Source organism: Streptomyces decoyicus (genome assembly GCF_019880305.1).
Classification (GTDB): domain Bacteria; phylum Actinomycetota; class Actinomycetes; order Streptomycetales; family Streptomycetaceae; genus Streptomyces; species Streptomyces decoyicus.
The window spans coordinates 654,728-667,387 of the sequence record NZ_CP082301.1; the positions used below are offsets into that span (position 1 = coordinate 654,728).

Here is a 12,660-nt window from a genome sequence, read left to right on the forward strand (position 1 = left end):
AGCGGTGCCGGGCGGTAGCGGCCGGAGCAATCGGGCGATCCGGTGCGAAGGAGCGGGGAGACGCACCGGGTTCGTCCGCGGCGGACCCGATTCAGGCGGTGGCGGTACGGCGTGCCGTGCGACCGGAGATCTGGAGGCGGTCGATGGCGCCGCTGTCCGGATCGCGCACGAAGCGTCCGCCGGGAACCCGGCGGCCCGACGCGGGATCCACCAGGTCGCAGGTCAGATCCGCGTAGCAGACCAGGGGCGCGGGGGTATCGCCGTTCACGGTCAGCGCCAGGGAGCCTTCCGCATCCGTCATGACCTGGTATTCGACCATTCCGTTGTGGTACGTCCCGGCACACTGGGGAAGTGCGACGGCGCGGCCGCGGTCGAGCGGGCGCGCGGCCGACGGGACCTGCACCCCGGTGATCAGGGCGATGTCCTCGGCCAGTTCGTGCCACAGGGCGGTGCCGTTGTTGGCATTGCTGGTGAAGGCGACCACCGCACCGCTGTCCGGTTCGGCCCGCAGATGGCAGGAGGTGCCCTGGGCGTTGCCGTCATGTCCGCACCACTGCTGGGTGCCCTGCTGGAAGAGCGCGAGGCCCAGGCCCCATGCGTCCGCCAGGACGCCCGGAGCGGCACCCGGTACGGGGCGCCGCATCTCCTCGGCGGCCTCGGGCGTCAGCACCGCGCGGGGGCCGTTTCCGATCACGGCCCGGCCCAGCGCGACCAGGTCGAGCGCGCTCGCCAGCAGGGCACCCGCCGGGGCCTCCACCGGCGCCAGGGTCTGCTGCACCGGGCGCACGCGTCCGGCAGTCACGTTCACGGAGTGGCCACGGGCCACCGGACGCGTCGGCGCGGCATCGCCGAGGAAGGAGGGCACGGTGCCCAGGGGTTCCAGGAGCAGCGCGCACACGGCTTCCTGCCAGGACATGCCCGTGACCGCTTCGATCAGCCGGCCCGCAGCGACGTATCCGGCATTGGAGTAGGAGAAACCGGTGCCGGGTGCGCACACCGTGTCCCGGCCGGAGCAGTGCGCGGACAGATAGCGGGCGGGGGTCAGCACCGCCGCGTCATCGGAGTCGGGCCCGGTCGGCAGGCCCCCGGTGTGGCTGAGCAGCTGCCGTACGGTGAGGTGGGGTGCCCGCCGCAGCTCCGGCACATGTGTACCGACGAGATCGGTCAGCTCGAGGTCTCCGTCGGCGGCCAGGAGCATGACGATCGCGGCCGTGTAGGGCTTGGTGACGGAGCCCAGCGGCACCGCGGTGTCCGCGGTGAGCATCTCGCCCGTGGCGACGTCCGCCTCGCCCGTCTGGACCGTGTACGTGACCGAGTCGACCTGCACGGCGAGTTGGGCGCCCGGCACCTGGTGGGCACGCGCGAGCGTGTCCAGGCGCTCTTGTAAGAGGCGACGTATGTGTGTCGGCTGCCGGCTCGCGACCGGAGCGCTCGAAGCATGCGGCATGAGAAAGGAACTCCCGGAACTCGAAACACGGGGGAATGACACGCTGCTCACCGTGAAACCAACGCGCTCACGGCGTGGGCGAACCAGCCCCTGGGCCTGGTCGCCGAGGGCACTCGGCGACCGATCTCCTCACGCGCGCCCGGCCCGTGCAGCCGGGCGCGCCCTCCTGTGCGAACGGCGTCATGCCCTCCGCACCTCCAACGGCAGACGGCGCGCGCTGACAATGACGGCCGGGTTCTGGAACTCGACCTCGCGGCGGTCCGGGACGGTGATGCAGGAGAAGCGGTCCAGCAGTTGGCGCAGAGCGATGTGCGCCTCCAGCCTGGCCAGGGGGGCGCCGAAGCAGAAATGGATGCCGTGGCCGAAGGTCAGGTGCGGGTTGGGATCGCGCGTCACCTGGAACGTGCCGGGATCGGCGAACCGTGCCGGGTCGCGGTTGGCGGAGGCCAGGTTGGCCATCAGGATGGAGTCGGCGGGCAGGGTCCTGCCGCCGAGTTCGACCTCGCGGGTGGTGCGGCGCCCCAGTTCGGGGAAGGGCGGCAGCCACCGCAGCACCTCCTCGATGGCGTCCGGCAGCCGGCCCGGGTCCGCGCGCACCAGGGCGGCGGCCTCGGGGTACTGGTCGAAGCAGAGCACGGCGTTGCCCAGCAGGGCGGTGGTGGTGATGTGCCCGGCGACCAGCAGCAGGGCCACGAACCCGACGATCTCCTGGTCCGCCATGCGCACCCCGTCCACTTCGGCCTCCAGCAGCCTGCTGGTCAGGCCCTCCCCGGGATGTCTCCGGTGGTGACGGATGTGTTCGAGGATATAGCCGTTCATCTCGCGCACGGTGGGCGCGATGGCCACCAGCGCGCGCTCGACATCGCTCATGTCCAGCGCGTCGCCTATCTCGTCCCCGCCGAAGAGAGTGGCCGCCCACTCCTGGAACAGCCCGCGGTCGCTCGCCGGCACCCCGAGCAGCTCGGCTATCACGAGGATGGGCAGCGGGTAGGCCAGCGCGTCCACCACGTCGAACCGGTCACGGTCCTCGACGGCGTCGAGCAGTTCCGCGGTGATGGCGTGGATCCTGGGTTCGAGCCCGGCGACGACGCGGGGAGTGAATGCCTGGCTGACGAGGGTGCGCAGCTTGCGGTGCTCCGGCGGGTCCATGCCGACGAAGTTGCCCTGGCGGAAGGTCTCGAAGTCCGGCTGGGTGGGGGTCAGCCCGGAGAAGTCCGAGGAGTAGGTCGCCGGGTCGGCGAGCACGGCGGCGACGCTCCGGTGGTCCAGCACCTGCCAGAGGTTCTGCCGCTCGTCATGGCGTACGGGGTCGGCCTCGCTCAAGGCACTCCACCGGCCGACCAGATCGTCGAAGACGAAAGGTGCCTCTTTCAGTTCGTTGCTGGTCACCGGTACTCCCTGAAGTGCAGGTCCGGGAGGGTTCGTTCCTCCCCGGCAGTTAAGCGCTGGACTGGTTCGGCGGCCGTACCCCTCGAAAATACGGATCGCCGTGTACGCAACAGGTTTACTATCACAGCCCTTTCGCGACCTTGACGGCCTTCTGATTAATTTTGTACTTCCTGTGCGCGAATTAGCGGAGCCAGGTTTGAGCGCACGGCTGTCACAATGTCGGCGCGGTAACCCAAAAAGGGCACCAGAATCCTCCCGACGGCACGACCGCTCATGAAGAAACGCGAACGTGAACATCGGTTAAAGGCATGCCGATATGGCCAACCTCCGGGCCCCGCAAGGAACGACAGCGCAGGCTCCTGAATCCGGTTTTCGTGTCGGCGCGGGCACGGCGGCGCCGGCCTCACTGCGCAGTGATCGGCGTCGACGGCGCCCGGGATACCGCGGCCCGGGCGGTCAGCGGCGACAGCAACAAATAAGCAGCCGTGACGGCCGAGCGGAACGCCACCGTGGGTGGAACGTCGGCCCATTACGGACAGAGCCGGGCGCGAAATTCCGCATACCGAGACCCTTCCTCGCCCTTGGCGCAGGCCACCGAGAGCATGCTGACGGACCCGCCTCACGACTCGATGAAAAAGCCCGCAGAACCCCTCCCCGGCCATTCACCGTTGCACGGACATACGGCAGCGGAGCCGCCGTTGACCATCTCGTTACCACACATCCCCCACTGAAAACCCCTCGCACATGGCGCGTGCCAGACACCCCGCGCAAGTAAAAGGGTGGCGATCCGCACACGAGCCACCGGCGCCCAAAAGGGAACGAGAGAAACGTAAACATTACCGGTAGGTACAGTTTGCTGTTGTCAGCGAGCCGGGCCCCCGAGCGCTTTCACGCCAGTCCAGCTTGACCGACAGTCTTCACTCCCCGTCATATAATAGCAACCCCCCGCAGTCTGACTGAGAGTGATTTTTAAACCCATTTGCCTTCACCAACCAGCAGGTCGCAAGCGACCTTAGTTGCGCGTGAGACAAGCGAGTTCGACCGTCCGTTCGAACTGAACGCGGGAAGAGGGGCATTGAGCACTTCTTGGAGAGCGGAACAGCTCTCCGAGGAGCACCCCCCATCCCCGCCGCACGATGATGCCACCACCGCTTTCGGCGAGAAGCAGACCTTGGCAAAACCACTGCGGGGAGAGCAAGCCCTCAAGAGCAGATCCGGGCCAGGGCCACGGCCGGCACAGTCAGCCCGAAGAGGTTCAGCAGGCCGACGGCCCGCATCGAGGTAGGGCAGGCCAGACCGTTGCCACGGTGCCGATGGGCCATCGTGGCCGGCATCCACGGTTGCTCGTCGGCCAGGGCGACCCCTCCCCCCATGGCTTACTTTCGCCGGTCGGTTAATTGGCTGGAATCCATGCCTTGCGGCCGATGCGGATACCCAGGTAATTGCCCTGCCGCTTACGCGGAAAGAGAGGACGAATTACTTGCCGGCGTGCAAGCAACCGGGCGACGAAGCGCCGGACATGCCTACGGCCGGCCCGTCGCCCTGGCCGGACGGTCCACGGCTTCGCCACGGGGGACAGACGGGGACAGGCAGACCCGCGGCCTGAAACACCGGGCAGCAGACAGGCCGGCACACCGGCCGGACCGTCCGGGCCGGCCGCCCGATGAGACCTGGGCGCACAAGGGGCTTGCCGTACCCTCCGTCACAGCACTGCACTGCCCACCTCACGCTCAACCCGGGCCCCGAGCAGCCGAGTTGCCCTGCCGCTCGACAGCTTCACGTACACGACGACGACGGCGTGCGGAGCGGCCGGCACGAGCGGGACGGCTGCCGAAACGAGGGGCTCGCGCAACGGTCTCGGTCGAGGGGCTCGCGCAACGGTCTCGTCGTCGAGCGCCGCAGGGCGCAGAGACGCGTGCGCACCGCCCGCACGCCCGTCGTCACTCCCGGTATGCCGGTCGGAGGACATGCCGATGGTTACGATTTGGCGACGGGGTATGGGACAGTGAGGTGACGGAACAGCCTGGTTCGGCTCGTGAGCCTCACTCACGCGACACTCCGAAAGGCAGGATGTGGCCCCCGGCAGCTCCTGCTGTGGCGGCCCGCGAACTCCGGACCACACGCGGCGCCTGCCGTGTGCCCGCAGTGTTCGGCTGCTCGAGGCTGCCACCCCAACCCTTTGAGGGCGTTATTCCTTTCAGCATCAGCACCCAGTATCTGGATGACACCGTACTGCTCATGGCCTGCGGTGAGATCGACCGCGCCGCCGATCCCGCATGCGACCGAGCCCTTGCCTCACTGCCCGCGACGCTGTCCAGTGTGGTCCTGGACATGCAGCAGGTGCCGTTCATGGACGTGACGGGCCTGCACTTCCTGTGCGGTCTGCACCAGCACACCACCCGCCATCGCACCCGCCTGCACACCCGCGGCTGGCAGACGCAACCGCGCTACGTCCTGGATTCGGCCCTGCACCTCGACTTGCAGGGCGCGGACCTGCACACCGTGGTGCGCGCGGCTCTCGACCGGCTTTAGCGGTCCTCGCATGTGGGGCCGGAGAGTGGCGATACGGGCCGGGAGAGTGGCGATACGGGCCGGGGCGCTGCCGCGAGGTGACCGCCGCCGCGGCCCGCCCCGGCCCGCCCTTCCCCTACCCGGGTAACAGACCGTCACGCATGGGGACTTGCGAGCCGAGACCACCAACACGCCCTGATCTGCTGGCGTTTGAGTATTTATACTGGCAAGTCGGTTTGTCGAGGGCCACTTCACTCCCGGCACACCACTTCCGACGCAGCCGATCACGGCCTCGAACTCGATCGGGGCCGCCGGGAACAGGCCACCGCGCTCGGCGGGCACCCGCGTCGCAAGTACCACCGCGATCGCGCCGACGATGCAGGAAATCAGCGCCGCCGTGCCTGCCTCAGAGGAGGGAGCATTCACGGACCGGCAACAAGCTGTTGACTGAGCAGTGGTATTCCTTGAAGAGGCGCGGCGGCCACGGCGAGGCAATTATTCATCCGGAATTCGATGCGACGTACAAACATGAGGAAGAAGTGGGTGACCTTGCGCATCGGGCACACCCTTCACCCGGGTGAGTCCTGCGCGCCGCGCTCGGTCACCGTCGAACCGCCCGTGGACAACCGGCGGCGAACGGCGAAGACCGCATCGCGGCACAAATGGCGGAACGGATTCCGCCCGCCTCCCCTCCCGCCGTCCCAAGAGTCGACTTCCCCCTCACGCCACCCATAAAGCTGATCTTTAGGGCCTTCTCAAGTGGTGCGCCGTGACAAGTCAGCTGAGTGCGGGTCATATGTCGCTACTACTGCGATTCAGGAGGCCGACACTGTGTCGTCCTTCGTGGTAGGCCGAAAGGAACATGCCCATGCGCACTGCCCGCACCCTGTTCGCCTCAGCCGTCATCACCGCGGTTTTCGCGGTGACGGCTCCCACCGCGATCGCCACGCCCGCGGTCGAGGACAGCGCCACGGTCAGCGCAACCTCGGCACACGGCGACGGCGACGACCATCACCGCAGGGGTGACCGCGACCGCGACCACCACTGGTACGGCCACCACAGGCACCACCACTGCAAGCACGGCCACCACAGGCACCACTACCGCCACCACCGTCCGGTCGGCGGTATGCACACCGGCGGCGGGGCCATGCGCTAGGACCGGGGCCTGACACCAGGGTCGATTCGCCCCGCCTGACGGCAAGGGCCGGCATCGGCGCAATCGGCTCTCCCCGACTCCCGAGTCGACAGCACCGAGTGGGTGCGGCAACAGCCTTGTTGCCGCACCCACTCGGTCCGTCCGGGCACCTCTCGGCGCCCTCCCGGGAAATTTCTGCGTTTCCCGCAGAGTCCTGTAGGCACCGGAGTGATAACGCCGACGAAAGGATCGCATCATGAGCGCCGTGGAGAAGGCGAAGGCCAAGACCGAGCAGGCGACCGGGAAGGCCGAAAAGGAAGTCGGCCGCACGGTCGGCAATGAGCGTCTCGAAGCCGACGGTGCCGTGCGCGAGTCCAAGGGATATCTGCGTGACGCAAAGGAAAAGGGCAAGGACGCCCTCAAGGACTGACGCCCGGCGGGTGTCAGGGAGGGGCGGGACCACGCAGGTGTGTGGTCCCGCCCCTCCCTGACATGCGTCACTCCTCGTCAATGCGACCGGCCGGACTTCCCCGCCATTCACCGGAGAGCGGAAAGGGCGCCGCAGGAAATCCCGGGCACCGGCCCTGTGCCTGTTCCTGTTCCTGTTCCTGTTCCTGTTCCTGTGCCTGTTCCTGTTCCTGTTCCTGTTCCTGTTCCTGTTCCTGTTCCTCCAAGAGCGTCGACGGCGTCGTCACTGTCCGTGGAGAGGAGCCGTGGAGAGGAGCCCGTGGCGCGGCAGCAGCCCGTAGTGGGGCCCGCCCCGGAGCCTCCACCGGCTCCCTCCACGCACCGGGCCCTTCGTCCCTGTCACGCCAGGGGAACAGCAGCGACACCCCAGCGGCCGAGTACCGGACTCACGAGTAGCCGACAGCGATTCGCCGTGGCGGTCCATGCCTGATAGGGAGGTGCCATGAGCGATATACCTCCGGTTTTGACCGTGACCGCCATCAGCACCATCGGCGTCACTGATGTTCACGACGAGAACGCGGACTCCTGGGTGGTGATCGAGACCGCTGAGCAGGGACAACTGCTGCTGAACCTGCCCGGCCCCCTGTACGAGGCCGCGGTCCAGGCGACCAAGCTCCCGGCAGACCAGCCCGGCCCCGGCCGTCTGGCGCTCACCGAGGCCGAGATCGCCGCCTACCGCGCCCACATCGCCGCCGTGGCCGACAACGGCTGAGGACGGCCCTGTAGGCCCGCCGCGCGGCTGGACAGCGCCGTCGCGGCGGTCGGGGCTGGAGCTGATCATGGGCGCCCGTGGCCGCTCGTCGGCGGCGCCGCGGTGTGGCTGCAGTCGGCGCTGCCGTGGAAGGCGACGAGTCTGCACGTGCCGACTAGGGCCGTCCGCCCCGACGGCCTGTCGACGATCAAGCTCGACCGGCCGCTCCGCGACTGCTTCCGGCGGAAGGTCGGATCGCCCACGGCAACTGGGAGCGACTGCTCGCGCGCTGAGCCGCTCCTGCTGAGATGCGGTGCGCGGGCGGGAGCGCGTCGCGCGTTTCAATGCGCGGAAAGCGGTAACGCGTTGTTCATGTCCAGACGCGCTCGTTACAGCAGCAACGAAGCAGCGAAGGCCGTCGTCGTCATTGCCGACCTCACTGCGTTGATTCTCGGTCTGTGGATTCTCTTCGCCCTCCTCGACGCAAATCGCGCCAACGACCTGGTCAACTTCGTCCACACGGTGGCCGGTTGGCTGGCCGGTTGGTCGCACGACCTGTTCACCATGGACACCGCATGGGTGCGGACCGTGCTGAACTACGGGCTGCCCGCCGTGGTCTACCTGTGCCTCGGCCACATGCTGGCCGCCCGGCTCCGCCGCGCCTAAAGGCTCGCTCCACGGAAGGCTCCACGGAAGTGGGAGCGAGAGCCCTCTGTGCGTGCGGGGCCTTGGAGGAGTTCCCTGGCCTGGAGGGCGGTCCAGAGCTCCGCGAGGTCGCCGGTCGTGGCGAGGGTGCGCCCCGTGAGCAAGGCCGGGGGCCGGAGCCGGGGCAACCGTTCTGCGGGCCCGTTGCGTCGGCATAGATATGTCGACTGTTGGTTCCCTCCTGCGGAAGGCGCTTCTCTTTGCCTGGCTGGAGACGCGCTGCTGTGCCTTCGCCATCGCGCTGCTGTCGGGTGTGGCCGTGTCCCAGGCGCTGCCGCAGCTGCCGATCGCCCGATATGACCTGCTGGTCGCCTACGGAGTGCTGCTGACGGCGGTGTTCCTGGCCTGCCGCTGGGAGAGCGGGCGCGACCTCGCGGTCATCGCGGTGTGCCATGTGATCGGGCTGGCCTTCGAGGTGGTGAAGGTCGCCCTCGGGTCCTGGAGCTATCCGGAGCCTGCCGTGCTGAAGTTCGCCGGCGTGCCCCTGTACGGCGGGTTCCTGTACGCCGCGGTGGGCAGCTACGTCTGCCGCGCCTGGCATGTGATGGACCTGGAGCTGGTCCGCTACCGCGCCGGAGCCACCTCGGTGGTGGCCGTGGCGATCTACGCGAACTTCTTCAGCCATCACTGGCTCCCGGACCTGCGCTGGCCCCTCGCCGTCGCGCTGCTCGCGGCCACGGCCGGGACCCAGGTGGCATTCACCGTCGGGCACACCCGCCACCGCATGCCCCTTGCGCTCGGCTTCACCCTGATCGGCTTCTTCCTGTGGCTGGCGGAGAACATCGCCACGTACCTCGGCGCCTGGCGCTACCCCCATCAGCTGCACGGCTGGCAGCCCGTCGCCGGAGAGAAGATCGGAGCCTGGGCACTCCTGATCAGCGTGACGTTCGTCCTGGTCGCCTGGGCCAAGGGCAAGCGCGACCCCGGCAGGGGCCCGGCCGGCGGTGTACCGGACCCCGACGCCAGGGCCGCCGGCATACCGGCCCCTGGCGCCAGGGCCGCCGGCTGAAAACCCTCAGTTCCGCGGCAGGAGGGAGCCCAGGGGGCCGAGATCGAGGTTGAGGTCTTCGAGGCGCAGGCCGTGCTGATCGCACAGCTCGGTCATCCGCTCTTCGAGGTGCATCAGGGTCTCGCCGATCTGTTCCACCTGCGCGTCGCTCAGGTCTCCCTGTTCCACCCGGCGGAGCGCCTGCCGTTCCATCAACTGCCGCAGGAGTTCCACCACGGTGAGTACCAACGAGACCAGGTCGCGCCCCATTTGTTCACGGTCGATGTCGAGTCTGCCCTCGCGCGCACCGGTTCGATCCGTCATAGCGGGCCCGAGTCCGACCACGGCGCGGGCACCCGTTCGCTGACCGACGACAGCAGTGCGTGCAAGGAGAGCCGCACCAGAGGCACATCGGCGATGGCGATGACCAGGTCCCCGCTGATGACGACCCCCGTGGACAGCACGCGGTCGAGAAGGTCGACCAACGGGACACCGATGGGCCCGGTGAGCGGGCCCGGCGTCTCCCAGGGGACGGGATGCGGAGCGGACACGGCTCATACCTCCCCGACGAAGGAGTACGGGACCCAGGGGCCCGACACCTCGACGTCCGCTCCGGTGCGGTGTCGCAGGCCCGCCACCGCCTCCAGCAGTCTCCTGACGCGCACGGATGACACCAGATAGGTGGCATTGAGGATCTGTAGGCGGTGCTTCTCCCCCGTCAGCTCCGGACCGTGCGGGCGCAGCCGGCGGGTCGCGGTGGCCAGGCGGCTCAGGGCGGTGTCGATGTCCTCGGCGGTCCGCAGCGCGCGGTCATGGTGCTGCTCCCGTGCCCGGTGCAGGCCCCGCTTCCGTTCCAGGTAGGCGCGGCCCGCTCCGCCCCCCGCCCCGCCGCCGCTCCGGTGAGGTCCGGGGGGCGCGGTCGCGGCGGGCCCGGGGGCGGTCGCGGGCAGATAGACCTTCACCCCCCATTCGGCGTGGCCTTCGACGCGTGCCAGTACTGCGGCGAACCGGTCGGCATCGGCTTCCAGTGCCTGCCGCGCCCGCTCGTCGCCCCGGTAGAGCGTGGCCAGCGCCAGCGGCGCCGTGGGCCCGCAGGCGGCGGCCGCGGTCACCACATCGTGGTGGGCGCGTGCACAGTGCTCCAGTTCTTCCCGGTCCGACAGCCGCTGCTGCCATGCGTCCTCGGTGAACCCGGCAGCGGGTACGTGCTGGACGACCGCCGTGAGGGCCCCGAACCGCAGACCGCGCACGGGGAAGCCGTCCGCCAGGCCGGCGAGTCCGGTGAGGGCCGCCGGATCGAGCTGCCGGCACACGGCAAAGACATAGGTCGCGGTGGCCGTCTCGGGGGTACCGGGCCACTCCGTCGTCATGTCGCCGCCCCTGCCGTGTCCTTGTCCTTCGACCGGTCAGCGGGCGAGTCGTCGTCGCCGGACTCCAGTGCGTCCACACGCTCGCGCAACCGGCGGTTCTCCTCCCGCAGCTCGTTCTGCGCCGCCTTGGAACTGAGCGCGGGGTCGGTCTCCCACCAGTCGATACCGGCCTTCCTGGCCGTCTCCACGGACGAGACGAACAGGCGCAGCCGGATGGTGAGCAGCTCGATGTCGAGAAGGTCGATCTTGATGTCACCGGCGATGACGATCCCCTTGTCGAGGACGCGTTCGAGGATGTCGGCGAGGTTCGAGGTAGTCGGACCGTTGGCAGGAGGAGCGCCCCATCTCTCATCGACGTCGGTCACGTGGTCCCTCCTTCCTTCGTCGTGGTCGCGTGCGGCAGGTGACCGCCGGCCAGGGCGGCTGCCGGCCTGGCTCCCGTTCGTCGGGCGCTCCGGGCGTGACACCTCTCCCCGGCGGCCGGTCAGCTCTCGTACAGCAGGTCGAGCAGCTGCTCCTCTTCGTATTCGAACGCCTCTTTGCTGAGGTGCCCGGACTCGAATTCATGGTTCAGCGCGGCGAGCCGGGCGCGGATCACGGACGGGTCGTGCAGCTCGCGGTCGGCCGCCTGGGCGAGTTGGTCGGCCACCCAGACCACACCCCGCACGGGGGCGAGCGGCAGGGTGAGCACGCCGCTGATCAGCCCCATCTCAGCCTCCGGCCCGGCCCGCGAGCGCGCGTGGTTCGAGGAAGCTGTAGCAGGGCAGCGGGCCCGCCACCCGTAGTACGACGCGATCGCGGCGGTGCCGGGCGAGAGACTCCGCCTCCGCGGCGAAGTCGGCGCTGTCGCTCCGGTCCACCAGGAAGGACACATTGACCTGGCACCCGGAGACCTCCGGCCCGGCGGAGACCGCGTGCGCCCGGGGCGTCAGCGCGCGCACGATTTCGTGACCCGCTTCGGCGGCCCGGCGCGACAGCGCGGTGGCCACCGCCTCTCCGAGACGCATATTCGCCTCGTAGCTCGGTTGCCGGCGCACCGCTTCCCGCAGCCCGCGGATGGTGGCATCGCCTTTGACCAGCGCGGCGAGCGAGTCGTCGGCCGGCATCGCCTTGACGTTGATCTCGACCCGGCCCGCGAGGTCCGCCAGGGCCTCCAGATGACGCTCCTCGGCGTCCGAAAGCTGTCGGCGGACCACTGCTTCGTCCGGCGCGACCATGCCGAACCGCATGGGCAGCACCGGCCCGTCTTCGGCCAGGGCCAGCAGCAGTTCCTGGTGCGCCATGAGGTCGCGGCGACGGGCGCGCAGCTTCGGCGGCGCCTGGCTCACGACCGCGGCAACGCGGCCCTCGACCATGCGCTCCACGGTCCCCGGGGGCTCCCCCACTCCGCCCAGGTGCGAGGGCAGCGGGTGCTCGGCCCGGACGATGCCGTAGACGTAGATGCCGTCGTCCGTCACTGGTCACTCCTCCTCTGACTGCCGCCGGCGGGAGGCGGCTCCGGACCGGGCGGAACCGCTGCGCCGCTTCTTCTTCGGCTGCGCTTCCTCCTCGGCGTCGTCGTCCGAGTCGTCGCCCCCGCCCACCACCGAGCGGACGGTGTCGCCGATTGACGAGGCGGCCTTTTGCGCCTTGCGCTTTCCGATGCTCTTGGCGGCCTGGCCGCTGAAGAGCTCGGGGACGGTCACGCTGCCCGAATCGCGCTCCAGATCCAGTCGATTGCACGCCTCCGCAAAACGCAGGTACGTATCGACGCTGGCCACCACGATGCGGGCATCGATCTTGAGGATCTCGATCCCGACCAGGGACACCCGTATGAACACATCGATGACCATCCCCCGGTCCAGGATGAGTTCCATCACGTCGTAGAGCGTGCCGGCTCTCGGCGGGCAGGGAATGACCTCGCCGGACATGCCTGAATAAGTCGTGGTGGCCATCTGGAGTGCCCTTTCAGCTGGT

18 protein-coding genes are annotated in these 12,660 nt (G+C 68.9%); 6 read left to right on the plus strand and 12 right to left on the minus strand.

Features of this window, described 5'->3' with window-relative positions; translation table 11 throughout:
* Positions 1-91 precede the first annotated feature (91 nt).
* From K7C20_RS02645 to K7C20_RS02655, 3 genes are all read right to left on the minus strand, one after another.
* Positions 92-1,447 (minus strand): serine hydrolase domain-containing protein, encoded by a 1,356-nt coding sequence (locus K7C20_RS02645; protein WP_030077974.1) that lies wholly within the window; start codon positions 1,445-1,447, stop codon positions 92-94.
* Between the two features lie 180 nt (positions 1,448-1,627).
* A complete protein-coding gene (locus K7C20_RS02650; RefSeq protein WP_030077975.1) occupies positions 1,628-2,836 on the minus strand; it encodes a cytochrome P450 in 1,209 nt (402 codons plus the stop codon).
* Between the two features lie 1,202 nt (positions 2,837-4,038).
* The gene (locus K7C20_RS02655) at positions 4,039-4,209 is read right to left on the minus strand and encodes a hypothetical protein (protein WP_160328773.1); all 171 of its coding nucleotides are present in this window, start codon (positions 4,207-4,209) and stop codon (positions 4,039-4,041) included.
* A 697-nt stretch (positions 4,210-4,906) separates the two neighbouring features.
* Here K7C20_RS02655 and K7C20_RS39220 point away from each other — a divergent pair.
* A complete protein-coding gene (locus K7C20_RS39220; protein ID WP_343236128.1) occupies positions 4,907-5,368 on the plus strand; it encodes an STAS domain-containing protein in 462 nt (153 codons plus the stop codon).
* A 401-nt stretch (positions 5,369-5,769) separates the two neighbouring features.
* On the opposite strand, the gene K7C20_RS38945 is transcribed toward K7C20_RS39220, so the two are convergent.
* On the minus strand, positions 5,770-5,904 hold the full coding sequence (locus K7C20_RS38945; protein ID WP_280922035.1) for a hypothetical protein: 135 nt from the start codon (positions 5,902-5,904) through the stop codon (positions 5,770-5,772).
* A gap of 311 nt (positions 5,905-6,215) precedes the next feature.
* Between K7C20_RS38945 and K7C20_RS02665 the strand changes: the two genes are divergently transcribed.
* Entirely contained in the window at positions 6,216-6,503 is a 288-nt protein-coding gene (locus K7C20_RS02665; RefSeq protein ID WP_048828987.1) for a hypothetical protein, read from the plus strand.
* 235 nt (positions 6,504-6,738) lie between these two features.
* Positions 6,739-6,912: a CsbD family protein gene (locus K7C20_RS02670; RefSeq protein WP_078953606.1), complete on the plus strand. Its 174-nt coding sequence runs from the start codon at positions 6,739-6,741 to the stop codon at positions 6,910-6,912.
* Between the two features lie 67 nt (positions 6,913-6,979).
* Here K7C20_RS02670 and K7C20_RS02675 read toward each other — a convergent pair whose 3' ends face one another.
* The gene (locus K7C20_RS02675; protein WP_078953605.1) at positions 6,980-7,177 is read right to left on the minus strand and encodes a hypothetical protein; all 198 of its coding nucleotides are present in this window, start codon (positions 7,175-7,177) and stop codon (positions 6,980-6,982) included.
* Positions 7,178-7,392: 215 nt separating this feature from the next.
* Between K7C20_RS02675 and K7C20_RS02680 the strand changes: the two genes are divergently transcribed.
* From K7C20_RS02680 to K7C20_RS02690, 3 genes are all read left to right on the plus strand, one after another.
* A complete protein-coding gene (locus tag K7C20_RS02680; RefSeq protein WP_150127342.1) occupies positions 7,393-7,662 on the plus strand; it encodes a hypothetical protein in 270 nt (89 codons plus the stop codon).
* Positions 7,663-8,013: 351 nt separating this feature from the next.
* The gene (locus K7C20_RS02685) at positions 8,014-8,307 is read left to right on the plus strand and encodes a hypothetical protein (RefSeq protein ID WP_030077983.1); all 294 of its coding nucleotides are present in this window, start codon (positions 8,014-8,016) and stop codon (positions 8,305-8,307) included.
* A gap of 199 nt (positions 8,308-8,506) precedes the next feature.
* On the plus strand, positions 8,507-9,355 hold the full coding sequence (locus K7C20_RS02690) for a DUF817 domain-containing protein (protein ID WP_053210399.1): 849 nt from the start codon (positions 8,507-8,509) through the stop codon (positions 9,353-9,355).
* A gap of 6 nt (positions 9,356-9,361) precedes the next feature.
* Here K7C20_RS02690 and K7C20_RS02695 read toward each other — a convergent pair whose 3' ends face one another.
* From K7C20_RS02695 to gvpJ, 7 genes are all read right to left on the minus strand, one after another.
* Positions 9,362-9,658 carry a gas vesicle protein K gene (locus K7C20_RS02695; RefSeq protein ID WP_030077987.1) on the minus strand — a complete coding sequence of 99 codons (297 nt, stop codon included), beginning with the start codon at positions 9,656-9,658 and terminating at the stop codon, positions 9,362-9,364.
* Positions 9,655-9,885 (minus strand): gas vesicle protein, encoded by a 231-nt coding sequence (locus K7C20_RS02700; RefSeq protein WP_030077989.1) that lies wholly within the window; start codon positions 9,883-9,885, stop codon positions 9,655-9,657. The genes K7C20_RS02695 and K7C20_RS02700 overlap by 4 nt, the downstream gene beginning before the upstream one ends.
* Before the next feature lie 3 nt (positions 9,886-9,888).
* On the minus strand, positions 9,889-10,704 hold the full coding sequence (locus K7C20_RS02705) for a GvpL/GvpF family gas vesicle protein (protein WP_053210398.1): 816 nt from the start codon (positions 10,702-10,704) through the stop codon (positions 9,889-9,891).
* Positions 10,701-11,069: a gas vesicle protein gene (locus tag K7C20_RS02710; RefSeq protein ID WP_030077995.1), complete on the minus strand. Its 369-nt coding sequence runs from the start codon at positions 11,067-11,069 to the stop codon at positions 10,701-10,703. The genes K7C20_RS02705 and K7C20_RS02710 overlap by 4 nt, the downstream gene beginning before the upstream one ends.
* Before the next feature lie 119 nt (positions 11,070-11,188).
* Complete coding sequence (locus K7C20_RS02715; RefSeq protein WP_030077997.1) at positions 11,189-11,413, minus strand: gas vesicle protein GvpG; 225 nt, start codon at positions 11,411-11,413, stop codon at positions 11,189-11,191.
* Between the two features lies 1 nt (position 11,414).
* Positions 11,415-12,161 carry a GvpL/GvpF family gas vesicle protein gene (locus K7C20_RS02720; protein ID WP_030077999.1) on the minus strand — a complete coding sequence of 249 codons (747 nt, stop codon included), beginning with the start codon at positions 12,159-12,161 and terminating at the stop codon, positions 11,415-11,417.
* A 3-nt stretch (positions 12,162-12,164) separates the two neighbouring features.
* Positions 12,165-12,638 carry a gas vesicle protein GvpJ gene (gene gvpJ, locus K7C20_RS02725; protein ID WP_030078001.1) on the minus strand — a complete coding sequence of 158 codons (474 nt, stop codon included), beginning with the start codon at positions 12,636-12,638 and terminating at the stop codon, positions 12,165-12,167.
* Positions 12,639-12,660: the final 22 nt, after the last annotated feature.

Coding starts and splice junctions, on each gene's coding strand:
- K7C20_RS02645 (WP_030077974.1), bottom strand. CDS start 1,447: ATGCCGCATGCTTCGAGCGCTCCGGTCGCGAGCCGGCAGCCGACACAC.
- K7C20_RS02655 (WP_160328773.1), bottom strand. CDS start 4,209: ATGGGGGGAGGGGTCGCCCTGGCCGACGAGCAACCGTGGATGCCGGCC.
- K7C20_RS39220 (WP_343236128.1), top strand. CDS start 4,907: ATGTGGCCCCCGGCAGCTCCTGCTGTGGCGGCCCGCGAACTCCGGACC.
- K7C20_RS38945 (WP_280922035.1), bottom strand. CDS start 5,904: ATGCGCAAGGTCACCCACTTCTTCCTCATGTTTGTACGTCGCATCGAA.
- K7C20_RS02665 (WP_048828987.1), top strand. CDS start 6,216: ATGCGCACTGCCCGCACCCTGTTCGCCTCAGCCGTCATCACCGCGGTT.
- K7C20_RS02670 (WP_078953606.1), top strand. CDS start 6,739: ATGAGCGCCGTGGAGAAGGCGAAGGCCAAGACCGAGCAGGCGACCGGG.
- K7C20_RS02680 (WP_150127342.1), top strand. CDS start 7,393: ATGAGCGATATACCTCCGGTTTTGACCGTGACCGCCATCAGCACCATC.
- K7C20_RS02685 (WP_030077983.1), top strand. CDS start 8,014: ATGTCCAGACGCGCTCGTTACAGCAGCAACGAAGCAGCGAAGGCCGTC.
- K7C20_RS02690 (WP_053210399.1), top strand. CDS start 8,507: ATGTCGACTGTTGGTTCCCTCCTGCGGAAGGCGCTTCTCTTTGCCTGG.
- K7C20_RS02695 (WP_030077987.1), bottom strand. CDS start 9,658: ATGACGGATCGAACCGGTGCGCGCGAGGGCAGACTCGACATCGACCGT.
- K7C20_RS02705 (WP_053210398.1), bottom strand. CDS start 10,704: ATGACGACGGAGTGGCCCGGTACCCCCGAGACGGCCACCGCGACCTAT.
- K7C20_RS02715 (WP_030077997.1), bottom strand. CDS start 11,413: ATGGGGCTGATCAGCGGCGTGCTCACCCTGCCGCTCGCCCCCGTGCGG.
- gvpJ (WP_030078001.1), bottom strand. CDS start 12,638: ATGGCCACCACGACTTATTCAGGCATGTCCGGCGAGGTCATTCCCTGC.